The organism is Variovorax sp. AC194, assembly GCF_979257995.1.
In genome coordinates this window covers 4,182,077-4,203,472 of sequence record NZ_OZ409823.1, presented here as the reverse complement: position 1 = coordinate 4,203,472, position 21,396 = coordinate 4,182,077, and the positions used below count along the sequence as shown (strand labels likewise).

Here is a 21,396-nt window from a genome sequence, read left to right as displayed (position 1 = left end):
GGGCGTCAGAGGTTTTCCGACAGCCTGTCTTCGCGCGGATGGAGCGGCACTTCGGCGCGCAGCGTGGTGAGCAGTTCGGTGGCGTCGGTGCCGGTGCGGATCAGTTGCATCTGCCAGTCGCCCATGAAGCCCTCGCGCACGCTGTGCGCCAGAAAGTCGAGCAGCTTGTCGTAGTAGCCGGCGGTGTTGAGGATGCCGGTCGGCTTGTCGTGGTAGCCGAGCTGGCGCCAGGTCCAGATCTCGAACAGCTCCTCGAAGGTGCCGATGCCCCCGGGCAAGGCGATGAAGGCGTCGGCGCGCTCGCCCATCATGGCCTTGCGCTCGTGCATGGTGTCCACGATGTGCAGTTCGTCGCACAGCGGATTGGCCAACTCCTTGTCGACTAACGCCTTGGGAATGATGCCGACGACGCGGCCGCCGGCCAGGCGCGTGGCTTCGGCCACCGTGCCCATCAGGCCGGTGCGGCCGCCCCCGTAGACCAGCTGGCCGCCGTGCTGGCCGATCCACTGGCCGGCAGCCGTGGCGGCCTCGGAAAACTCGGGGCGCTCGCCGGGGCGCGAGCCGCAATACACACAGATCGAAAATTCAGGATTCATCCCGCCATCATGCCTCGGGATGCCGGCCCGCTCATGACACGAAGCGCGCCCACAAAGCCGCCGCCCAGATGCCCCCGCACAGCGTGAGCGAGAGCAGCACTGCGGCGCTGCCCATGTCCTTGGCGCGCTTGGAGAGGTCGTGCCATTCGGGGCCGATGCGGTCGATGGCGGCCTCCACGGCCGTGTTGAGCAGCTCCACGATCATCACCAGGATCGCGCTGCCGGCCAGCAGCGCCACCTCGACCCAGCTGCGGCCGAGCCAGAAGGCGGCCGGGATCATCACGATCGAGAGGATCGCTTCCTGCCGGAAGGCGGGTTCGCTCCAGCCGGCGCGCAGGCCGTGCAGCGAGATCAGCGTGGCATGAAAGACGCGCTCGAAACCCTTGCGGGCCTTCTGCGGATTGACGACGGGGTCGGGAAGCTCGGGCAGGGCACTCATCGGCGGCTCATGGGCTTGGAGGTGATGAGCCGCGTACCGGCCCAGGCGTCATGCCAGAACTGGCGATCGGGGTGAAAACGTGCCAGAAGCGCCCAGATGGCGACCCAGCCGAAGATCAGGACGGTCGATTCGCCGCCCGACAGCTTGAAGGGCGCGATGGCGGCGAGCGGCGGCAGGAACCAGATCCAACTCAGCAAGTAGCGCGCCAAGGCGCGGCGCTGGCTGACGGGCTGACCGTGGACATCGACGATGCGGATGTTCCAGGTCTTCATCGCGAGCGTCTGGCCCTTGGTCCAGAACCAGACGAAGTACACGCCGAACACCACGAACAGAAAGGCCTGGAACAGGTGCCGGCGCGAGTCCATGGCGTCGCGCATCTGTCCCAGCGTGCTGAACAGCCAGCCCGAGACGAACACAACCGCGAACAGCAGCATGCCTTCGTAGAGCCAGCAGGCCATCCGGGGCCAGAGGCCGGGCACTGTCGAGGGAGAGCCGCTGGTTGCCGGGGAAGCAGGCGAGGCGGGCTGATCGGGCCCCGAAGCCTCGGGAGAACTGGAAACCATCGAAGCCTTGGTGTCAGGGGGCGGAGGGAAGCTGCTCGGTCGCCGTGGGTGCCGGCGTGGGCGTCGGCGGCGGGACCTGGGCCTCGGCGGGAACGGGCGGCGATGTGACGGTGACGGGCGCGGGCGCCACGGCGGGGGTGATGCCGGCCGCGGCAGGCGCCCGCTCCAGCGGCGTCGTCACCAGGACGGCGGCAGTTGCGGAGGGCGCTGCCGGCGACGGCGCCAGCACGATCCTGGGCGTGTGCTGGCCGGGCGGCGTGACGGCCGGCACCGGCACGAGCTTCTGCGACGAGACCGGGCGCACCGGAATGGCTGCACCGCGGGGCTTGGCCGGGGCGCGCTCGGCGAGCTTGCGCTTTTCTTCCTCGCTCAGGGCCTGGTATTGCTCCCACTTGGCCTTGCGCTCGTCGGCCGGCAGGCGCTTGACCTCGGCGAAATTCAGGCGCGCCTGGGCGCGCTGCTGGTTGCTCAAGGCGGCCCACTCGATCATTCGGCTGTGCAAGGTGACTTGGTCATCTGCCGACATGTTCGCGAAGTTTCGTGACAGTGCCAGCCACTTGCGCTTTTGCCCGGTGTTCATCGTGGTCCAGTGCGGGACCAGGGGCTTGAGGGCCTGTTGCTGTTCGGCGGTGAGCTCGTGCCAGAGCGGCTTGGTTGCGGGAACGGCCTTGACGGTACCGGCTGCCGCGGAATTCGCGACGCCCGTCTGCCCGGACTTGTTGGCCTCGGAGGGCGGCTGGGCGCAGGCAAGCGTCAGGCCGAAGGCTGCGACGGCAAGCGCGCCCGCCCAAACGAATGCGCCCGCCGTGAGCGGGCGCAAGGGACGGGGGGTGTTCGCGCTGGGGTTGGACGGGCGTCGCATTCGGTCGGTAAGGGTCAGTCGGAGGCGCCGTCGGCCTTCAGGAATTGGGCGAAGCCCGGGTCGGTGTAGGCGGCGGGGGGCAGGTCGCCGGTGAGGAGGGCGGAGTCGACTTCGGCCAGCTCGCTGGCGCGATCGTCGTCCTGCATCACGCTGATGGTGACGAGGCCGGCCACGAGGGCGATCAGAGGCACTACGGATCCGATGCGGGTCCACCAGCCACCGCCCAGCGTGAGCGTGCTGCCGGACTGCACCACCTCGGGCGCGGTCCGCAATTGCGGAGCCTGCTTGCGCGCGGCCACGGCCTGGGCGCGCGCAACGCGCAGCCGCTCGCCGATATCGTGCGATAGCTCCTGGTTGCCGGCAGACAGCCGGGCAGCCAGACGCTGACCGAACTGGTCTTCGGCGGCGATAGAAGAGGTTGGAACCTTAGTGTTCATAGCGATATTCCCTTGGCCTTGAGCGCCTTGCTCAGAGCGTGAACGGCTCGCGAACAATGGGTTTTGACGCTGCCCTCGGAGCAGCCCATTGCGGCGGCCGTCTCTGCGACGTCCATTTCCTCCCAGTAACGCATCAGGAAAGCCTCGCGTTGACGGCCTGGCAATGCGGCGATCTGCTCCTCGATCTCGTGGAAGACCTGGGCGCGGCGGGTGGTGTCTTCGGCGCTTTCCGTCTCTCTGGAGTCGGTTGGCGAGACGAAGTTCTCCAGAAGGTCGAAATCGCCGTCGTCGTCGACCGATTCGAAGTCGCTCAGGTTCGAGAACAACGCGCGGCGGGTTTTCTGGCGGCGGAACCAGTCGAGCGTGCAGTTCGACAGGATGCGCTGGAACAGCATCGGCAACTCGTTGGCCGGCTTGTCGCCATAGTGCTGCGCCAGCTTCATCATGCTGTCCTGCACGATGTCGAGCGCCGCTTCTTCGTCCCGCACGTGATAGACCGAGCGCTTGAAAGCGCGTCGTTCGACGCTTTTCAGGAAGTCGGAGAGTTCTTGTTCAGTGGCCAAGCGAGAGGGGGCGCGCAAGGGCGCGCCACGTGGGAAGGGATGTCTAGCGAACGCTTATGGTTTTCCGCCGCGGATTATGCCCCGGCGCCTTTACAGACGACCTGAAGCGAATCTGAACGGCCGGTAATGTCATAATCCGCGCTGCAAGTCAAAAGGCAAACGGGTCAAGGTCCGGCGGAACATCAGTCCGCTCATGGCCATGGCCTCAAGTCCTGGCGCGACCTCACAAGGGTTGGCAAGGGGCACCCAAGGTTTTTCGTTCCCGAAAAAACACAAAGGTTGATCATGGAAATCTCGAAGGCGGAGATCATCTCCGCAGCAGCCGCGTCCTCTGGCGCCGGCAACTCCACGCAAGAACTCATGGGCGCTGAAGTGCTGGTCAAGGCACTGCAGGCCGAAGGCGTCCAGTACATCTGGGGCTACCCCGGCGGCGCGGTTCTGTACATCTACGACGCGTTCTACAAGCAGGACACCATCCAGCACGTTCTGGTGCGCCACGAGCAGGCCGCCGTGCACGCAGCCGACGGCTATGCGCGCGCCACCGGCGAAGTGGGCGTGGCACTTGTCACCTCGGGCCCCGGCCTGACCAATGCGGTCACCGGCATCGCCACGGCGTACATGGACTCCATTCCGATGGTGATCATCTCCGGCCAGGTACCCACCGCTGCTATCGGCCTCGACGCCTTCCAGGAGTGCGACACGGTCGGCATCACCCGCCCCATCGTCAAGCACAACTTCCTGGTCAAGGATCCCAAGGATCTGGCCATGACGATGAAGAAGGCCTTCCACATCGCGCGCAGCGGCCGACCCGGCCCTGTGGTGGTGGACGTGCCCAAGGACGTTTCCTTCAAGAAGACGCCCTACGCCGGCTATCCCGACAAGGTCGAGATGCGCTCGTACAACCCGGTGCGCAAGGGCCACGGCGGCCAGATCCGCAAGGCGCTGCAACTGCTGCTGGCGGCCAAGCGTCCCTACATCTATACCGGCGGCGGCGTGCTCCTGGGCAATGCCTGCAACGAACTGCGCACGCTGGTCGACATGCTCGGCTACCCGGTCACCAACACGCTGATGGGCCTGGGCGCCTACCCGGCGAGCGACCGCAAGTTCCTCGGCATGCTGGGCATGCACGGCACCATCGAAGCCAACAACGCGATGCAGAACTGCGATGTGCTGCTGGCCGTGGGCGCGCGCTTCGACGACCGCGTGATCGGCAACCCCAAGCACTTCGCCACGAACGAACGCAAGATCATCCACGTCGACATCGACCCGTCGAGCATCTCCAAGCGCGTGAAGGTCGACATCCCGATCGTCGGCGACGTGAAGGACGTGCTCACCGAGCTGATCTCGATGATCCGCGAGAGCACCACTAAGCCCGATGCCGGCGCGTTGGCGGACTGGTGGAAGACCATCGAGGCCTGGCGCTCGCGCGATTGCCTCAAGTACGACCGCGGCAACAAGGACGTGATCAAGCCCCAGTACGTGGTCGAGACCCTCTGGAACATGACCAAGGACGCCGACGCGTACATCACGTCGGACGTGGGCCAGCACCAGATGTGGGCCGCGCAGTACTACCGCTTCGACGAGCCGCGCCGCTGGATCAATTCGGGCGGCCTGGGCACCATGGGCGTGGGCATTCCCTACGCCATGGGCATCAAGCTCGCCAAGCCCGATTCGGAGGTGTTCACCATCACCGGCGAAGGCTCGGTGCAGATGTGCATCCAGGAGCTCTCCACCTGCCTGCAATACAACACGCCGATCAAGATCTGCTCGCTCAACAACCGTTACCTGGGCATGGTGCGCCAGTGGCAGGAGATCGAATACTCCGGCCGCTACAGCCACAGCTACATGGACGCGCTGCCCAACTTCGTGAAGCTCGCCGAGGCCTATGGCCACGTCGGCATGCTGATCGAGCGTCCACAAGACGTGGAGCCCGCGCTGCGTGAGGCGCGCAAGCTCAAGGACCGCACGGTGTTCATGGACTTCCGCACCGACCCCACCGAGAACGTGTTCCCGATGGTGAAGGCCGGCATGGGCATCACCGAAATGCTGTTGGGCTCCGAAGATCTGTGATCTGCGGCGCATTCGCTTAACTCTCTTACTGACGAATCTATTGCCCGCCGAGCCCGCGCATTACCGTGCGCGGGGGAGGGCGGCGAAAAGAGGAGTCACGCAAACATGAAACACATCATTGCAGTGCTGCTGGAAAACGAGCCGGGTGCTCTTTCCCGCGTGGTGGGCCTGTTCTCGGCCCGTGGCTACAACATCGAATCGCTGACCGTCGCGCCGACCGAGGATCCCAGCCTCTCGCGCATGACCATCGTGACCACCGGTTCGGACGACGTGATCGAGCAGATCACCAAGCACCTGAACCGCCTGATCGAGGTCGTGAAGGTCGTCGACCTGACCGAGGGCGCCTACACCGAGCGCGAGCTCATGATGGTGAAGGTGCGCGCGGTGGGCAAGGAGCGCGAAGAAATGATGCGCATGGCCGAGATCTTCCGCGGCCGCATCATCGACGTCACCGACAAGAGCTACACCATCGAACTCACCGGCGATCACGGCAAGAACGACGCTTTTTTGGAAGCGATCGACCGTAGCGCTATCCTCGAGACTGTCCGCACCGGTGCCAGCGGCATCGGGCGCGGCGAGCGCATTCTGCGCGTGTAGGGGGTGAAGATCCCCTCAGTTTCAATGTTTTAAATCAACACATGAGGAGAAGGTAATGCAAGACTTGCTGGGTTTCGAGAAGATGGTGACCCCGATCATCATTCGGATTCTGTACTTCCTCGGACTGCTGGGCGTGCTGGCTGCAACGGTCATCTCGTTGTTCCAGGGCCGCATCCTGGCTGCCATCGGTATTCTTGTTTTCGGCGCGATCATGGTTCGCGTCTATAGCGAATTGCTGATCCTGCTGTTCCGCATTCACGACAACCTCGTGTCCATCAACCAGCAAATGAAGGACCGGAATCCCTCCGGCCAACTGTGAGTGAACGCACCCCCGCTTGAGGGGGTGCTCGAGATTAAATAGGAAAGACGCATCATGAAGGTTTACTACGACAAGGACGCCGACCTCAGCCTCATCAAGGGCAAGACGGTCGCAATCATCGGTTACGGGTCGCAAGGTCATGCGCACGCGCAGAACCTGAACGACAGCGGCGTCAAGGTCGTGGTCGGCCTGCGCAAGGGCGGCGCTTCGTGGGACAAGGTCGGCAAGGCCGGCCTGCAGGTCGCCGAAGTCGCCGACGCCGTGAAATCGGCCGACGTGGTCATGATCCTGCTGCCCGACGAGCAGATCGCCAACGTCTACAAGAACGACGTGGCCCCGCACATCAAGGAAGGCGCCTCGCTCGTCTTCGCGCACGGCTTCAACGTGCACTACGGCTTCGTGCAGCCGCGCGCCGACCTGGACGTGTGGATGGTCGCCCCCAAGGCCCCGGGCCACACCGTGCGCAGCACCTACACGCAAGGCGGCGGCGTGCCCCACCTCGTGGCCGTGCACCAGGACAAGACCGGCAAGGCGCGTGACCTCGCGCTGAGCTACGCCACCGCCAACGGCGGCGGCAAGGCCGGCATCATCGAGACCAACTTCCGCGAAGAAACCGAGACCGACCTGTTCGGCGAACAAGCGGTTCTGTGCGGCGGCACGGTCGAGCTGATCAAGGCTGGTTTCGAAACGCTGGTGGAAGCCGGCTACGCGCCCGAAATGGCGTACTTCGAATGCCTGCACGAGCTCAAGCTGATCGTCGACCTGATCTATGAAGGCGGCATCGCCAACATGAACTACTCGATCTCGAACAACGCCGAGTACGGCGAGTACGTCACGGGCCCGCGCATCGTGACCGACGAGACCAAGAAGGTCATGAAGCAAGTGCTCAAGGACATCCAGACCGGCGAATACGCCAAGAGCTTCGTGCTCGAAGCCGCTGCCGGCCAGCCTGCGCTGATCAGCCGCCGCCGCCTGAATTCGGAGCATCAGATCGAAGTCGTCGGCGAAAAGCTGCGCGCGATGATGCCCTGGATCAAGAAGAACAAGCTGGTCGACCAGACCCGCAACTGATCTGCGAGCCAGAAAGGGTGCTCCGGCACTCTTTTCCCAAGGGCCACCCGTTGCGGTGGCCCTTTTGTTTGTCGGGGCGAGAAGCGCCCCTGAACTACACTGCGAACCATGCGACTCACAGATCAAAATGCTATCGAATGGATAGCTGCTCGCGCAGTGCCCATGAGGGACGGAGGCAATTTCAATGCATGACGACACGCTCCCCGACGATGTGCAGCCGCGCAAGCGTCGCAAGGGCATCTACATCCTGCCGAACCTGTTCACGCTGGCGGCGTTGTTCGGCGGCTTCTACTCGGTCGTGATGGCCATGAACGCGCGTTTCGACCTCGCGGCGCTCGGCGTGTTCGCCGCGATGATCCTCGACAGCCTGGACGGGCGCGTCGCACGCATGACCAACACGCAGAGCGCGTTCGGCGAGCAGATGGATTCGCTGTCCGACATGGTGTCGTTCGGCGCCGCGCCGGCGCTCATCGCCTACGAATGGTCCCTCAAGGGCCTGGGCCGCTGGGGCTGGATCGCGGCCTTCGTGTATTGCGCCTGTGCGGCTTTGCGGCTTGCGCGCTTCAACGTGAACACCGGCGTGGTCGACAAGCGCTGGTTCCAGGGACTGCCGTCGCCCGCTGCGGCGGCGCTCGTGGCGGGCTTCATCTGGCTCGTGAACGAATGGGGCAAGCGCGGCGGCGAGGTGTTGTATCTCTCGTGGACGCAGATCACCTGGGTCACCTTCGCGTTCACGCTCTATGCGGGGCTGAGCATGGTCACCAATGCGCCGTTCTACAGCTTCAAGGACGTGCAGATGAAAAAGAGCGTGCCCTTCGTCGTGATCGTGCTCATCGCGCTGGGCATCGCTGTCATCAACATCCATCCGCCGACGGTTCTGTTCGGTCTCTTCGTGGCCTACGGGTTGAGCGGCTACGTGGTCTACGCATGGCGCAGGGCCAAGGGCCAGCCGGTGAGCGTGATCAGCACCTCGACCGAAGAGCCCGATGAGCGGGGCTTGCATAACTGAGTTGTATGGCTGAATGTCGCTTGTGCTATATTCGCAACCCTCATGACCAAGATTTCGCTGCTGGCCCTACTAGCCCTCCCTCACGGGCGGAGACGGTAGCGCACGCGCAAATCCCTCACCACGGCCCGTTCGCACCAGCAACGGGCCGTTTGTTTTTGGGGTTGCTGGTTGATTACCAACCATCACAGAGAAATCGACATGCTCAAGCAACCTCAAGCCAAATACCGCGCATTCGCACCGATCGGCCTCAAGGACCGCACCTGGCCCGATGCGGTGCTGACCAAGGCCCCGATCTGGCTGTCGACCGATCTGCGCGATGGCAACCAGGCCCTGGTCGAGCCCATGGACATCGCCCGCAAGATGCGCATGTTCGAGACCCTCGTGGCGATCGGCTTCAAGGAAATCGAAGTCGGCTTTCCCTCCGCGTCGCAGGTCGAATTCGACTTCGTGCGCAAGCTCATAGAGGAAGACCGCATTCCCGACGACGTGACGATCCAGGTGCTGACGCAGGCGCGCGACCATCTCATCGCCCGCACCTTCGAATCGCTGCAAGGCGCCCCGCGCGCCATCGTTCACCTCTACAACGCCGTCGCCCCGGTGATGCGCCGCGTGGTGCTCGGCATGGACGAAGACCAGATCGTCGAGCTCGCCAGCAGCCATGCGCGCATGTTCAACGACTTCGCCGCGAAGCAGCCGGCCACGAAGTGGACCTTCCAGTACTCGCCCGAGATGTTCTCGGGCACCGACGTGGTCTTCTCCAAGCGCGTGGTCGATGCGGTCACCGAAGTCTGGGCGCCGACGCCCGCGCACAAGTGCATCGTCAACCTGCCCACGACGGTCGAGCACTCCACGCCGAACATCTTCGCGGACATGATCGAGTGGATGCATCGCAACCTCGCGCGTCGTGATGCCATCGTGCTGTGCGTGCACCCGCATAACGACCGCGGCACCGGCACCGCCGCCGGCGAGCTCGCGCTGATGGCTGGCGCAGAGCGCATCGAAGGCTGCCTCTTCGGCAACGGCGAGCGCACCGGCAATCTCGACCTCGTGAACGTCGCGCTCAACCTCTACACGCAGGGCGTTTCGCCCGAGCTGGACTTCTCGAACATCGACGAGATCCGCGCAACGGTCGAGCACTGCAACCAGATCCCCGTGCATCCGCGCCATCCGTACGTCGGCGACCTCGTCTACACCTCGTTCTCCGGCTCGCACCAGGACGCGATCAAGAAGGCCTTTGCCGCGCGCAAGGAAGGCGACATCTGGGACATGCCCTACCTGCCCATCGACCCGAAGGACGTGGGCCGCAGCTACGAAGCCGTGATCCGCGTGAACAGCCAGTCGGGCAAGGGCGGCATGGCCTACCTGCTCGAGAGCGAATACGGCCTCGAAATGCCGCGCCGCCTGCAGATGGAATTCATGCAGAGCGTGCAGCGCGTGATGGACATCGCCGGCAAGGAGCTCACCGCGGCCGACCTCTGGCAGATCTTCGTGACCGAGTACGGCATCGAGACCGCGCAATCGCTGCAGCACCGCGTGATCGAGGAAGAAGGCGAGGGCGCCAGCGCCTCTGTCGTGCTGCGCGGCGACCTGCCGTGGGACGGTGAAACCCGCGCCATCGAAGGCCGCGGCAACGGCCCGATCGACGCCTTCACGCAAGCGCTGAGCAAGGCCACCGGCCACACCGTGCGCGTGATGGACTATCACCAGCACGCGATCGGTGCCGGCGCCGATGCGAAGTCGGTGGCTTATCTCGAACTGCGCGTGGACGAGAGCCAGACGCTGTTCGGCGTGGGCATCGACGCGAACGTGATCACGGCGTCGCTCAAGGCCATCGTCTCGGGCGTGCAGCGGGCGCGGAGCCGGGGCGCGCACAGCGCACAATCGGCGGTTGAAGTCGCCTGAAGGCATGACCCCCACGCTCTCGCACTGCGTGTCGTCGCTGCCCCCCGAGGGGGCCGCTGGCCGCTTTGGGAGCGGCCCGGCGTCGGCCTGATCGATGGCTGAATAAACCCAAGGAGATTCACGATGGCTGACCAACTCATTATTTTCGACACCACCTTGCGCGACGGCGAGCAATCGCCCGGCGCCTCCATGACGCGCGACGAGAAGATGCGCATCGCCAAGCAGCTCGAGCGGCTGAAGGTCGATGTCATCGAGGCGGGCTTTCCGGCCAGTTCGAACGGCGACTTCGAGGCGGTCAAGGCGATCGCCAATGCGATCAAGGATTCGACGGTGTGCGGCCTCTCGCGCGCCAACGATCGCGACATCTCGCGTGCCGCGGAAGCCCTCAAGGGCGCCGCGCGAGGCCGCATCCACACGTTCATCGCGACGTCGCCGCTGCACATGGAAAAGAAGCTGCGCATGTCGCCCGACGAGGTGTACGAGCAGGCGAAGCTCTCCGTGCGTTTTGCGCGCAACCTCGTGAGCGACGTGGAGTTCAGCCCCGAGGACGGCTACCGCAGCGACCCGGACTTTCTGTGCCGCGTGCTCGAAACCGTGATCGCCGAAGGCGCCACCACCATCAACGTGCCCGACACCGTCGGCTACGCCATCCCCGAGCTCTACGGCAACTTCATCAAGATGCTGCGCGAGCGCGTTCCCAACAGCGACAAGGCGATCTGGTCCGTGCACTGCCACAACGACCTGGGCATGGCCGTGGCCAACTCGCTGGCCGGCGTGAAGATCGGCGGCGCACGCCAGGTCGAATGCACGATCAACGGTCTGGGCGAACGCGCGGGCAACTGTTCGCTCGAGGAAGTGGTGATGGCCGTGAAGACCCGCCGCGACTACTTCGGGCTCGACCTGAACATCGACACCCAGCACATCGTGGCCGCGAGTCGCATGGTGAGCCAGACGACCGGTTTCGTGGTGCAGCCCAACAAGGCCGTGGTGGGCGCCAACGCCTTCGCGCACGCCTCGGGCATCCACCAGGACGGCGTGCTCAAGGCCCGCGACACCTACGAGATCATGCGGGCCGAGGACGTGGGCTGGGCCGCCAACAAGATCGTGCTGGGCAAGCTCAGCGGCCGCAACGCGTTCAAGCAGCGGCTCCTGGAACTGGGCGTGACGATGGGCAGCGAGGCCGACATCAACGCCGCCTTCCTGCGCTTCAAAGAGTTGGCCGACCGCAAGTCCGAAATTTTCGACGAGGACATCCTCGCGCTCGTCAGCGCGGAGGAGCTCTCGAACGTTGACGAACAGTTTGCATTTGTCTCTCTCTCCCAGCACAGCGAAACCGGCGAGCGCCCCCAGGCGAAAGTCGTCTTCACCGTCCAGGGCAAGGAAGTGACCGGAGAATCCGACGGCAATGGCCCAGTTGATGCTTCGCTGAAAGCCATCGAGTCGCACGTCAAGAGCGGCGCCGAGATGGTTCTTTACTCGGTGAATGCGATCAGCGGCTCGACAGAGAGCCAAGGTGAAGTTACAGTTCGGTTACAAAACGCAGGGCGGGTGGTCAACGGTGTGGGTGCAGACCCAGACATCGTGGTCGCTTCGGCAAAAGCTTATTTGAGTGCTCTCAATAAGTTACAGAGCCAAGCTGAGAGAGTTGCAGCGCAAGGTTAGGTTTTCAGGCGTTCCTTGGTATTCGAATGAAGAAGAGGATGCAAGTAACTGATATTGCGTGTCTTTTTTGAATTCGATACACTGCGGTCCTCGTTTGTCGCCGCTGGAGATTTATTAATGCCTGAAGCCCGTCTCCGCCGAGTTTCCAGCCAGCGGTTCCTACCCGCATTCAAATTCATCGCCGTCGCGCTCTGCGCCACGGCGTTTTTGCTGCCTGGCGCCCAGGCTGCCAAGAAAGAAAAGCCCGCCGCCGCCAAGACCTCTGTCGCCAAGAAGGCGAAGGGCCCGGTGCCGGTCGAAGTCAAGCGCAGCGCCTCCGCCAAGGGGCCGCGCGTCGCCACCGTCGCCCAGCGCGGCGGTCGTGCCGAGCGAGGCGAAAAAGCCGAAAAAATCGTCCGCGGCGGCCGCAACGTGGTGGCCACCATCCGCAAGAAGAACGGCAAGACCGTGGTGGCCGTCCAGCGCCGCTCGGTGGTGCGCGTCGAGGCGCCTCCGCGCCAGTCCTTCGGCCAGATGGCCGGCCTGCACGGCACCGACGACGCGCTCGACCTGAAGTCCAGCGTCGCCCTCGTGATCGACCAGGACACCCACGAAGTGCTGTTCAGCAAGAACGACCATGCCGTGCTGCCGATCGCCTCGCTCACCAAGCTGATGACGGGCCTGCTCATCAGCGAAGCGCACCTGCCGAACGACGAACTCATCACCATCACCCAGGACGACGTGGACACCGAAAAGGGCAGCCGCTCCCGCCTGACCGTCGGCACGATGCTCTCGCGCGGCGAACTGCTGCACCTGGCGCTGATGTCGAGCGAAAACCGCGCGGCGCACGCGCTGGGCCGCACCTACCCGGGCGGCCTCACGACCTTCGTAAGCATCATGAATGCCAAGGCCAAGATGCTCGGCATGAAGGACACGCGCTACGTGGAGCCCACGGGCCTCTCGAGCCGCAACCAGTCGAGTGCGCAAGACCTGGCGCTGCTGGTCAACGCCGCCTATTCCGATGCCACGGTGCGCTCGCTTTCCACCTCGCCTGAATACCAGGTCGAAGTCGGCAACCGCGTGCTGCAGTTCAACACCACCAACCGCCTCGTGAAGAGTCCTGACTGGGAAATCGGCGTGCAGAAGACGGGCTTCATCAATGAAGCGGGCCAGTGCCTCGTGATGCAGGCCAAGGTCGCTGGTCGCAAGCTGATCATGGTGTTCCTGGATTCGGCCGGCAAGTTCAGCCGCATCGCCGATGCAGAGCGCGTTCGCCGCTGGGTCGAAGCGACCCATGCCATGCCGGGCTCGCCAGCCGCTTCGCGCAATGTGAGCTACCAGGTCGCGGGCTGAGCAACAGCAGCAGCGCCGCGATAGCGGCCGACAAAAAGAAAGCGGGCCTCATGGGCCCGCTTTGTCGTTCGGAGCCCCCGCAAAGAGGCTCAGGCGCCCGCTGAGGGCGCGTTGCCTGCCGGGGAGGGCGTCGTCACGGCCACGCCGTCCTTGAACCCCAGCGCGCCCGAGATTTCGTTGGCCGTTGCCTGCAGCTTGGGCAGCCAGCCTTCGTCCAGCCGATCGGCCGGCGCCGAGATCGACAACCCGGCCACCAGCTTGCCCTGATCGTCGTAGATGCCGGCGGCCATGCAGCGCACGCCCAGTTCGAGCTCTTCGTTGTCGCGCGCGATGCCGTACTGGCGCGCCTTCGACAGTTCGCGCTCCAGCGCGGGCAGCTGCGTGATGCTGTTGCGGGTGTGGCCCGCCAAGCCGGTGCGAGTGGCGTAGCTGCGCACCCGCGCCGGGTCATCGGCCGCGAGGAAAAGCTTGCCGGTGGACGTGAGGTGCAACGCTGCGCGTCCGCCGATGGCGCGCACCACCTGCATGCCCGAGCGTTCGCTGTACGAGCGCTCGATGTAGACGATCTCGTCGCCCTGCCGCATGCTCAGGTTCACCGGCTGCTGCGTGAGCTTGTGCAGCTCGCGCATCGGGCCCAGCGCGGCGTCGCGCACGTTGAGTCGGCCCTTCACCAAGTTGCCCAGTTCCAGGAGGCGCATGCCCAGCCTGTAGCTGCCCGCCTCGGGCCGGTCGACGAAACGGCCGACGGCCAGGTCGTTCAGGATGCGGTGCGTGGTCGAAGGGTGGAGCCCGGTCTTCTCGCTGATTTCCTTCAGCGAGATGGCCTCCTCGCGGGACGCCAGGACATCGATGAGCGAAAACATGCGCTCGATCACCTGGATCACGGGAACGGCAGGAACGTCGGATTGGTTTTTTCTCATGGCGCTGTGCGGTGATGACCGAGCGCCATTTTACCTTGTGAAATCACCCGATGGCTGCCAATGTCCATCGACCAGCACTTCGTGCGGCGAAAAGCGCGCCTTGTAGTGCATCTTGGGACTGCGCTCGATCCAGTAGCCGAGGTAGACGTGCGGCAGGCCGAGCTTGCGCGCCTGCTCGATCTGCCAGAGCACGCTGTAGGTGCCATAGCCGGCGCTTGTGTCGGGCTCGTAGAACGTGTAGACGGCCGAGATGCCGTCGTTCAGCACATCCAGGATCGACACCATCTTGAGCGCGCCCGCGCTGCCGTCGGCCAGCGTCTCGCGGAATTCGACCAGCCGCGAATTGACCCGACTCTGCAGCAGGAACTGGGTGTACTGGTCGATGCTGTCGTGATCCATGCCGCCACCCGCGTGGCGGCCGTTCTGGTAGCGCAGGTAGAGCTGGTAGTGCTCGGGCACGAAGCACAGCTTGAGCACGCGCGCCTGCAGGTCGGCATGCTGTTTGGCGGCGCGCCGCTGGCTGCGCGTGGGCTGGAAACTGTTGGCCAGCACCCGCAGCGGAATGCAGGCGCGGCAGCCGTCGCAGTAGGGCCGGTAGGTGAACATGCCGCTGCGCCGGAAGCCGCTGAGCACGAGGTCGGAATAGGCGTCGTTGTGGATCAGGTGGCTGGGCGTGGCCACCTGCGACCGGGCCTGACGATCCGGCAGATAGCTGCAGGGATAGGGCGCCGTCGCATAGAACTGCAACGTGTGAAGCGGAAGATCCTTGAGGTGCGTCACGTCGGTGAAAGAGGTCGCGCGGAAAGGAGTTCAGCCCAGTATACGGGCTCGAATTGCCACTGTGGCCCCTCCTGTTCCCGGGCCTTGGCCACATGGGCGACGAAGCGCTTGCGCGGCATTTCGTGGGCGCCCAGGCTGGCGAGGTGGGCGGTGTTCTGCTGGCAGTCGATCATCTGCACGCCGGCGTGCCGGCACAGGCTCACCAGCGCGGCGAGGGCGATCTTCGAGGCGTCCGGGCGGCGGGTGAACATCGACTCGCCGAACACCGCGCGGCCCAGCGCCACGCAGTAGAGGCCGCCCGCGAGCTTGCCGTCGATCCAGGTTTCCACGCTGTGCGCATGGCCTGCTGCGTGCAGTTGCGTGTAGGCCTCCACCATGTCCGGCACGATCCATGTGCCCGACTGGCCCACGCGCGGCGAAAGCGAGCAGGCCTTGATGACCGCCGCGAAATCATGGTCGATGCGCACTTCGCAGCCGGGCGTTTCCGCGAATCGCACCAGCGTCTTGCGAAGCGACCGGTGCAGCCTGAAATCGGCCACCTGCAGCACCATGCGCGGATCGGGGCTCCACCACAGGATCGGCTGGTCGTCGCTGAACCACGGGAAGACGCAGTGGCTGTAGGCCTGCACCAGCGTATCGACATCCAGTGCGCCCCCCGCCGCCAGAAGGCCGGGAACGGGGTCGGCCACGCCCCATGCCGATGACGGGTCGGGCAGGGTATCTCCGGGTTCGAGCCAGGGCAGTTGTCGCATGGGCGTAGGTATACACGGCTTCGCCGGCACCCCTTGCGGGATGGGGGAAAATGCGCCGCCGCCCGCCAGTCTCGCAAACGATTGCGGCCCAAGCGCCACAAGCCTTTCTCCGAAGCGGACAAGAACCCCCGAAGCCCATATAGTGCTGCTTCCATTTGCCCCCCATAAGCGGATCCAGCAGGCCAGCGTTGCCCGCCGGGGATCAGCACAAGAGGACCACGTTGACCACTGAACCCAACCCCACCCGCTTTGGCAGCGGCCAGGCGGTGCGCCGCCTCGAGGACGAAAGCCTGCTGGCAGGCGCAGGCCGCTACACGGACGACGTGACGCTCCCCGAGCAGGCGCATCTCGTTTTCCTTCGCTCTCCCTACCCGCACGCACGCATCGTGTCCATCGACACCAGCACCGCCGCCGCCATGCCGGGCGTGCTGCGCGTCGTCACCGGCGCCGAAATGGCGGCCGCGGGCGTCAAGCCGATGCCGGGCGCCGCCGGGTTCAAGCGTGCCGACGGCGGCGACAGCGCCAGCCCGCCGCGCTACGCCATGGCGAGCGAACGCACGCGCTTCGTGGGCGAGGCGGTGGCCGCCGTGATCGCGGAGACGGTGCAGCAGGCGCGCGACGCCGCCGAGGCCGTGATGGTCGACTACGAAGACCTGCCCATGGTGGTCGACCTCGCCAGCGCCACCGCTGAAGGCGCGCCGCAGCTGTGCGAGGAGGCCTCCGGCAACATCGCCGCCGAAATGCGCCACGGCAGCAGCGAGGCCGCGACCGCCGCCTTCGCCAAGGCCGCCCATGTGGTGGCCCTCGACGTCATCAACCAGCGCGTGGTCGCGCTCACCATCGAGCCGCGCTCGGTGCTCGCCGCGCACGACGCCAAGACAGACCGCCTCACGATCCGCATGAGCACGCAGATGCCCTCGGGCGTGCGCGATTCCGTGTGCGCCGCCATCGGCCTTGCGAAAGAAAAGGTGCGCGTGGTGGTGGGCGACGTGGGCGGCGGCTTCGGCATGAAGACCGGCGCCTATCCCGAAGACATCGCGGTCGCCTTCGCCGCGCTGCAGGTCCAGCGCCCCGTGAAGTGGGTGGCCGACCGCAGCGAGGAATTCCTCTCCAGCGCGCACGGCCGCGACATCGAGGCGCGGGCCGAACTTGCGCTCGATGCCGAAGGCAAGATCCTCGCGCTGCGCATCAAGACGCTGGCCAACGTGGGCGCCTACGCCACCGGCACGGGCGTCGCGATCCAGCTGCTCATCGGCCCCTGGGTGCAGACCAGCGTCTACGACATCCAGACCATCGACTTCCATTTCAAGGCGGTGCTCACCAACACCGCGCCGACGGGCGCCTACCGCGGCGCGGGCCGGCCCGAGGCCATCTTCACCATCGAACGCCTGATGGACGAGGCCGCGCGCCAGACCGGCATCGACCGCATCATCCTGCGCCGGATGAACTTCATCCAGCCCGACCAGATGCCCTACAAGAACCCGATGGCGCAGGTCTACGACACCGGCAATTTCGAGTCGGTGATGGACCAGGCGCTCACGCTGGCCGACTGGCAGGGCTTCGAGGCCCGCGCCGCCGAGTCCGCGAAGAACGGCAAACACCGGGGCCTGGGCATCGCGACCTTCCTCGAATGGACCGGCGGCAACGTGTTCGAAGAACGCGTCACCGTGTCGGTGCAGGCCGATGGCGTGATCGAGGTGTTCTCGGCCGTCAACGCCATGGGGCAGGGCATTGCCACGTCGCTTGCGCAGCTGGCGGTCGATGCCTTCGGCGTGCCCATCGAGAAGGTGCGCGTCGTGCTGGGCGACACCGACCGCGGCGACGGCTTCGGCAGCGCCGGTTCCCGCTCGCTCTTCACCGGCGGCTCGGCCGTGCGCATCGGCGCGGAGCGCACCATCGACAAGGCGCGCGAGCTCGCGGCGCAGGAGTTCGAGGCGGCCATCGACGACATCATCTACAGCCGCGGCAGCTTCTCGGTGGCCGGCACCGACCTCGAACTCGACCTCTTCACGCTCGCGGGCAAGCAGCCCGATCGCGAGATCTTCGTGGACTCCACCAGCACCGTGGCCGGCCCGACCTGGCCCAACGGCTGCCACATCTGCGAGATCGAACTCGATCCGCCCACGGGCGAAATCAGCGTGGTGGCCTACAGCTCGGTCAACGACGTGGGCCGCGTGATCAACCCGATGATCGTGCGCGGCCAGCTCGAAGGCGGCGCCGTGCAGGGCATCGGCCAGGCGCTGTACGAGCAGGTGGTGTACGACCACGAAACCGGCCAGCCCGTGACCGGCAGCCTCATGGACTACGCCGCGCCGCGCGCCGACATCGTGGACACCATGTTCCACATGGAGATGGACGAATCCACGCCCTGCACCAACAACCCGCTGGGCGTGAAGGGCGTGGGCGAGCTGGGCACCATCGGCGCCACGCCGGCCATCGTGAACGCGGTGGCCGATGCCTTCGCGCGCAACGGGCTCGCGGCGACCGCGCCGCGCCTGCACATGCCGCTGAGCCCGTCGCGGGTATGGGCGGCCATGCACACTGTGGACTGAGCGCCTTTCACGCGACAGGGTGTTCGAAGGGCACAGCACCATGCGCATCACCACCGAACTGCAGACCGACCCGATCCGCGTGTCCAGCTACCGCTGCGACGCGGGTCCGGGTGCGCCCTCGTTCACCGAAATGCACGAGGGCTATTCGGTGTCCTACGTGCGCAAGGGCAGCTTCGGCTATCGCACGCGCGGCCATGCGTATGAATTGGTCGCCGGCTCGGTGCTCGTGGGCTGCCCCGGCGACGAATATGTCTGCACCCACGACCACCACCTCTGCGGCGACGAGTGCCTGGCGTTCCACCTCTCGCCCGGCTTCGTCGACCTGGTCGGCGGCGACCGGCAGACCTGGCGCACCGCGGGACTTCCGCCATTGCCCGAACTGATGGTGCTCGGCGAGCTCGCCCAGGTCGCGGCCGAGGGCGAGAGCGACGTCGGCCTCGACGAACTGGGCATGTGGTTCGCGAGCCGCTTTGTCGAAGTGGTGGGCGGCCGCGGCAAGCCGTCGCCGCAGTCCGCCGCGCCGCGCGACAGGCGCCGCGCCGTCGATGCCGCGATGTGGATCGACGCCAACTCGCACGACGACATCGGCCTCGAAGGCGCGGCCGCCGAAGCGGGCCTCAGCTCCTTCCATTTCCTGCGCCTGTTCTCGCAGGTGCTCGGCGTGACGCCGCACCAGTACCTGGTCCGTTCGCGCCTGCGCCACGCGGCCCGCCTGCTGGCGGACGACGACCGGCCCGTGACCGACGTGGCCCTCGATGTGGGCTTTGCCGACCTGAGCAATTTCGTTCGCACCTTCCACCGTGCGGCCGGCGTGTCGCCGCGCGGCTTTCGCCAGGCCGCCAAGGGCGATCGCAAGATTCTCCAAGATCGCATGGCGGCCCTGCTCAATGATGAACGCCTGGTTCATTCATCAAGCAGAAAGCCATCGCCATGTACGACCACATCGGACTGAAAGTCAGAGACCTCGCCGCGAGCCGGCGCTTCTACGAAGCCGCACTCGCACCGCTCGGCCATGTGCCGGGCCCCCACGACGACAGCTATGCAGGCATCGGCCCGGCCGACGCGCCGGCCCTCTGGCTCTACGCGGCCAAGGACGCCAACGGACCAGGCACGCACCTCGCGTTCCGCGCACCCGATCACAAGGCCGTCGCGGCCTTCCACAAGGCGGGCCTGAAGGCCGGCGGCACCGACAACGGCGGCGCCGGTCCGCGCGCCGACTACAGCCCGACCTACTACGCGGCCTTCCTGATCGATCCCGACGGCAACAACGTCGAGGCGGTCTGCCCCTGAGGCACGGAGACACACCATGGCAACCATCTACAAGGAATTCACCGTCGAGGCCGATGCGGCGCAGGTCTGGGAGGCGCTGCGCGACTTCGGCGCCGTGCACACGCGCCTCGCGCCCGGCTTCCTCACCGGCTGCACGCTGGACGGGCAGGGCGCCCGCATCGTGAGCTTCGCCAACGGGCTCGTCGCGCGCGAACTGCTGATGGGCATCGACGAGGCGAACCGCCGCCTGGCCTACACCATCACCGATGGCAAGGCGAGCCACCACCATGCCTCCGCGCAGGTGTTCGCCGACGGCGAAGGGCGCTCCCGCTTCGTGTGGATCACCGACGTGCTGCCCGACGAATTCGCGGCCTACGTCGGGCCGATGATGGAGAAGGGCGGCGAGGCGATGAAGGCCACGCTGGAGCGGCAGGGCGCCTAGAAGTCTTCGAGCGGCAGCCCCACATAGTTCTCCGCCAGCGCGGTGGAGGCTGCGTGCGAATGCACGAGGTAGTCGAGCTCGGCCTCCTGGATCTTCTGGCCGAAGGCGCCGGTCTCGGGAAAGCGGTGCATCAGCGAGGTGAACCACCACGAGAAGCGCTCGGCCTTCCACACGCGGCGCAGGCACAGGTCCGAATAACGATCGAGCGCCGATGCCGACTTCTCGCTGTAGAAGATCTCGAACGCACGCGAGAGATAGCCTACGTCGGCCGTCGCGAGGTTCAGCCCCTTCGCGCCGGTCGGCGGCACGATGTGCGCCGCATCGCCCGCGAGAAAGAGCGCGCCGAAGCGCATCGGTTCGGCCACGAAGCTGCGCAGCGGCGCGATGCTTTTCTCCAGCGACGGGCCGGTCACCAGCCGTTCGCCGGCCTCGGGGTCCAGGCGCGCGCGCAGCTCGTTCCAGAAAGCCTCGTCGCTCCAGTTCTCCACACGCTCCTCGGTCGGCACCTGCACGTAGTAGCGCGAGCGCGTGGCGCTGCGCATGCTGCACAGCGCGAAGCCGCGTTCGGTGTTCGCATAGATGAGTTCGTGCGACACCGGCGGCACGTCGGCCAGCACGCCGAGCCAGCCGAAGGGGTAGACCTTCTCGTAGGTCTGGATCGCATCGGCCGGCACGCTCGCGCGGCTCACGCCGTGGTAGCCGTCGCAGCCGGCGATGAAGTCGCATTCGATCTCGTGCGTCTGGCCGTCCTTCTCGTAGCGCACGCGCGGGTGGGCCGAATCGAAGTCGTGCAGGCTCACGTTCGCGGCGCTGTAGATCGTCGTGAGGCCTTCGGCGGTGCGCGCTTGCATGAGGTCGCGCGTCACTTCGGTTTGGCCGTACACCGTGACCTGCTTGCCGCCGGTGAGGCCGTGCATGTCGATGCGATGCCGCGCGCCCTTGAAGAGCAACTCGATGCCTTCGTGCGGCAGGCCTTCAGTGCGGGCGCGCGCATCGACGCCGGCGCGTGCCAGCAGGTCCATCGTCACCTGCTCGAGCACGCCGGCGCGAATGCGGCCGAGCACGTAGTCGCCGCTCTGGCGCTCGACGATGACGTTGTCGATGCCCGCCTTGAAAAGCAGTTGACCGAGCAGAAGGCCGGCGGGGCCCGCGCCGATGATCGCGACCTGGGTGCGCATGTTCGTGTCTCCGAGAGGTGTTTCGCCGAGCGTAGGGCGCGGCCGGCCGCTTGGTTCACGGCATTCCGAGGCTCTGTGCGA

The 21,396-nt window shown here is 65.7% G+C and carries 22 protein-coding genes; 12 read left to right on the top strand and 10 right to left on the bottom strand.

The genetic code is table 11. The features are described from left to right. Positions 1 to 5 precede the first annotated feature (5 nt). The 6 genes from ACZYRS_RS20015 to ACZYRS_RS19990 are packed head-to-tail and all read right to left on the bottom strand — an operon-like array spanning position 6 to position 3,460. The gene (locus tag ACZYRS_RS20015; RefSeq protein ID WP_463420648.1) at positions 6 to 596 is read right to left on the bottom strand and encodes an LOG family protein; all 591 of its coding nucleotides are present in this window, start codon (positions 594 to 596) and stop codon (positions 6 to 8) included. A 31-nt stretch (positions 597 to 627) separates the two neighbouring features. Then, entirely contained in the window at positions 628 to 1,035 is a 408-nt protein-coding gene (locus ACZYRS_RS20010) for a diacylglycerol kinase (RefSeq protein WP_463420647.1), read from the bottom strand. Continuing rightward, positions 1,032 to 1,598 carry an RDD family protein gene (locus ACZYRS_RS20005; protein ID WP_463420646.1) on the bottom strand — a complete coding sequence of 189 codons (567 nt, stop codon included), beginning with the start codon at positions 1,596 to 1,598 and terminating at the stop codon, positions 1,032 to 1,034. Before ACZYRS_RS20005 ends, ACZYRS_RS20010 begins: the two co-directional genes overlap by 4 nt. 13 nt (positions 1,599 to 1,611) lie before the next feature. After that, the gene (locus ACZYRS_RS20000) at positions 1,612 to 2,418 is read right to left on the bottom strand and encodes a DUF3106 domain-containing protein (RefSeq protein ID WP_463420645.1); all 807 of its coding nucleotides are present in this window, start codon (positions 2,416 to 2,418) and stop codon (positions 1,612 to 1,614) included. 56 nt (positions 2,419 to 2,474) lie between these two features. After that, positions 2,475 to 2,897 (bottom strand): DUF3619 family protein, encoded by a 423-nt coding sequence (locus ACZYRS_RS19995; RefSeq protein ID WP_463420644.1) that lies wholly within the window; start codon positions 2,895 to 2,897, stop codon positions 2,475 to 2,477. Continuing rightward, positions 2,894 to 3,460, bottom strand: coding sequence for an RNA polymerase sigma factor (locus ACZYRS_RS19990; protein WP_042579950.1), 567 nt, complete (start codon positions 3,458 to 3,460; stop codon positions 2,894 to 2,896). Before ACZYRS_RS19990 ends, ACZYRS_RS19995 begins: the two co-directional genes overlap by 4 nt. Positions 3,461 to 3,745: 285 nt before the next feature. On the opposite strand from ACZYRS_RS19990, the gene ACZYRS_RS19985 reads away from it, so the two are divergent. From ACZYRS_RS19985 to ACZYRS_RS19950, 8 genes are all read left to right on the top strand, one after another. Continuing rightward, positions 3,746 to 5,530 carry an acetolactate synthase 3 catalytic subunit gene (locus tag ACZYRS_RS19985; protein WP_463420643.1) on the top strand — a complete coding sequence of 595 codons (1,785 nt, stop codon included), beginning with the start codon at positions 3,746 to 3,748 and terminating at the stop codon, positions 5,528 to 5,530. Positions 5,531 to 5,635: 105 nt separating this feature from the next. Next, entirely contained in the window at positions 5,636 to 6,127 is a 492-nt protein-coding gene (gene ilvN, locus ACZYRS_RS19980; RefSeq protein WP_124458099.1) for an acetolactate synthase small subunit, read from the top strand. 55 nt (positions 6,128 to 6,182) lie between these two features. Beyond that, positions 6,183 to 6,446 (top strand): DUF4282 domain-containing protein, encoded by a 264-nt coding sequence (locus tag ACZYRS_RS19975; RefSeq protein WP_042579951.1) that lies wholly within the window; start codon positions 6,183 to 6,185, stop codon positions 6,444 to 6,446. Between the two features lie 54 nt (positions 6,447 to 6,500). After that, entirely contained in the window at positions 6,501 to 7,517 is a 1,017-nt protein-coding gene (gene ilvC, locus ACZYRS_RS19970) for a ketol-acid reductoisomerase (RefSeq protein WP_093122648.1), read from the top strand. A 184-nt stretch (positions 7,518 to 7,701) separates the two neighbouring features. Further along, positions 7,702 to 8,526, top strand: coding sequence for a CDP-diacylglycerol--serine O-phosphatidyltransferase (gene pssA / locus ACZYRS_RS19965; RefSeq protein WP_093432073.1), 825 nt, complete (start codon positions 7,702 to 7,704; stop codon positions 8,524 to 8,526). Between the two features lie 198 nt (positions 8,527 to 8,724). Beyond that, positions 8,725 to 10,428, top strand: a complete 1,704-nt coding sequence (leuA, locus tag ACZYRS_RS19960; protein WP_463420642.1) for a 2-isopropylmalate synthase — start codon at positions 8,725 to 8,727, stop codon at positions 10,426 to 10,428. A gap of 123 nt (positions 10,429 to 10,551) precedes the next feature. Continuing rightward, positions 10,552 to 12,090: a 2-isopropylmalate synthase gene (locus ACZYRS_RS19955; protein ID WP_463420641.1), complete on the top strand. Its 1,539-nt coding sequence runs from the start codon at positions 10,552 to 10,554 to the stop codon at positions 12,088 to 12,090. 117 nt (positions 12,091 to 12,207) lie between these two features. Continuing rightward, positions 12,208 to 13,422 carry a serine hydrolase gene (locus tag ACZYRS_RS19950; RefSeq protein ID WP_463420640.1) on the top strand — a complete coding sequence of 405 codons (1,215 nt, stop codon included), beginning with the start codon at positions 12,208 to 12,210 and terminating at the stop codon, positions 13,420 to 13,422. An 89-nt stretch (positions 13,423 to 13,511) separates the two neighbouring features. On the opposite strand, the gene ACZYRS_RS19945 is transcribed toward ACZYRS_RS19950, so the two are convergent. Genes ACZYRS_RS19945 through aat form a run of 3 tightly spaced genes read right to left on the bottom strand, consistent with a single transcriptional unit; the run spans position 13,512 to position 15,874 of the window. Next, entirely contained in the window at positions 13,512 to 14,342 is an 831-nt protein-coding gene (locus ACZYRS_RS19945; RefSeq protein WP_198784269.1) for an IclR family transcriptional regulator, read from the bottom strand. Between the two features lie 30 nt (positions 14,343 to 14,372). Then, complete coding sequence (locus ACZYRS_RS19940; protein ID WP_198784268.1) at positions 14,373 to 15,122, bottom strand: arginyltransferase; 750 nt, start codon at positions 15,120 to 15,122, stop codon at positions 14,373 to 14,375. Continuing rightward, the gene (gene aat, locus ACZYRS_RS19935) at positions 15,119 to 15,874 is read right to left on the bottom strand and encodes a leucyl/phenylalanyl-tRNA--protein transferase (protein WP_463420639.1); all 756 of its coding nucleotides are present in this window, start codon (positions 15,872 to 15,874) and stop codon (positions 15,119 to 15,121) included. The genes ACZYRS_RS19940 and aat overlap by 4 nt, the downstream gene beginning before the upstream one ends. A gap of 221 nt (positions 15,875 to 16,095) precedes the next feature. Here aat and ACZYRS_RS19930 point away from each other — a divergent pair, with 221 nt between their 5' ends. The 4 genes from ACZYRS_RS19930 to ACZYRS_RS19915 are packed head-to-tail and all read left to right on the top strand — an operon-like array spanning position 16,096 to position 20,137. After that, positions 16,096 to 18,426 (top strand): xanthine dehydrogenase family protein molybdopterin-binding subunit, encoded by a 2,331-nt coding sequence (locus ACZYRS_RS19930; RefSeq protein WP_463420638.1) that lies wholly within the window; start codon positions 16,096 to 16,098, stop codon positions 18,424 to 18,426. Between the two features lie 40 nt (positions 18,427 to 18,466). After that, complete coding sequence (locus tag ACZYRS_RS19925) at positions 18,467 to 19,378, top strand: helix-turn-helix domain-containing protein (protein ID WP_463420637.1); 912 nt, start codon at positions 18,467 to 18,469, stop codon at positions 19,376 to 19,378. Next, positions 19,357 to 19,716 carry a VOC family protein gene (locus ACZYRS_RS19920; RefSeq protein WP_463420636.1) on the top strand — a complete coding sequence of 120 codons (360 nt, stop codon included), beginning with the start codon at positions 19,357 to 19,359 and terminating at the stop codon, positions 19,714 to 19,716. Before ACZYRS_RS19925 ends, ACZYRS_RS19920 begins: the two co-directional genes overlap by 22 nt. A 16-nt stretch (positions 19,717 to 19,732) precedes the next feature. Beyond that, on the top strand, positions 19,733 to 20,137 hold the full coding sequence (locus ACZYRS_RS19915; protein WP_463420635.1) for an SRPBCC family protein: 405 nt from the start codon (positions 19,733 to 19,735) through the stop codon (positions 20,135 to 20,137). On the opposite strand, the gene pobA is transcribed toward ACZYRS_RS19915, so the two are convergent. Next, a complete protein-coding gene (gene pobA, locus ACZYRS_RS19910; protein ID WP_463420634.1) occupies positions 20,134 to 21,315 on the bottom strand; it encodes a 4-hydroxybenzoate 3-monooxygenase in 1,182 nt (393 codons plus the stop codon). The genes ACZYRS_RS19915 and pobA overlap by 4 nt on opposite strands. Between the last annotated feature and the right edge of the window lie 81 nt (positions 21,316 to 21,396).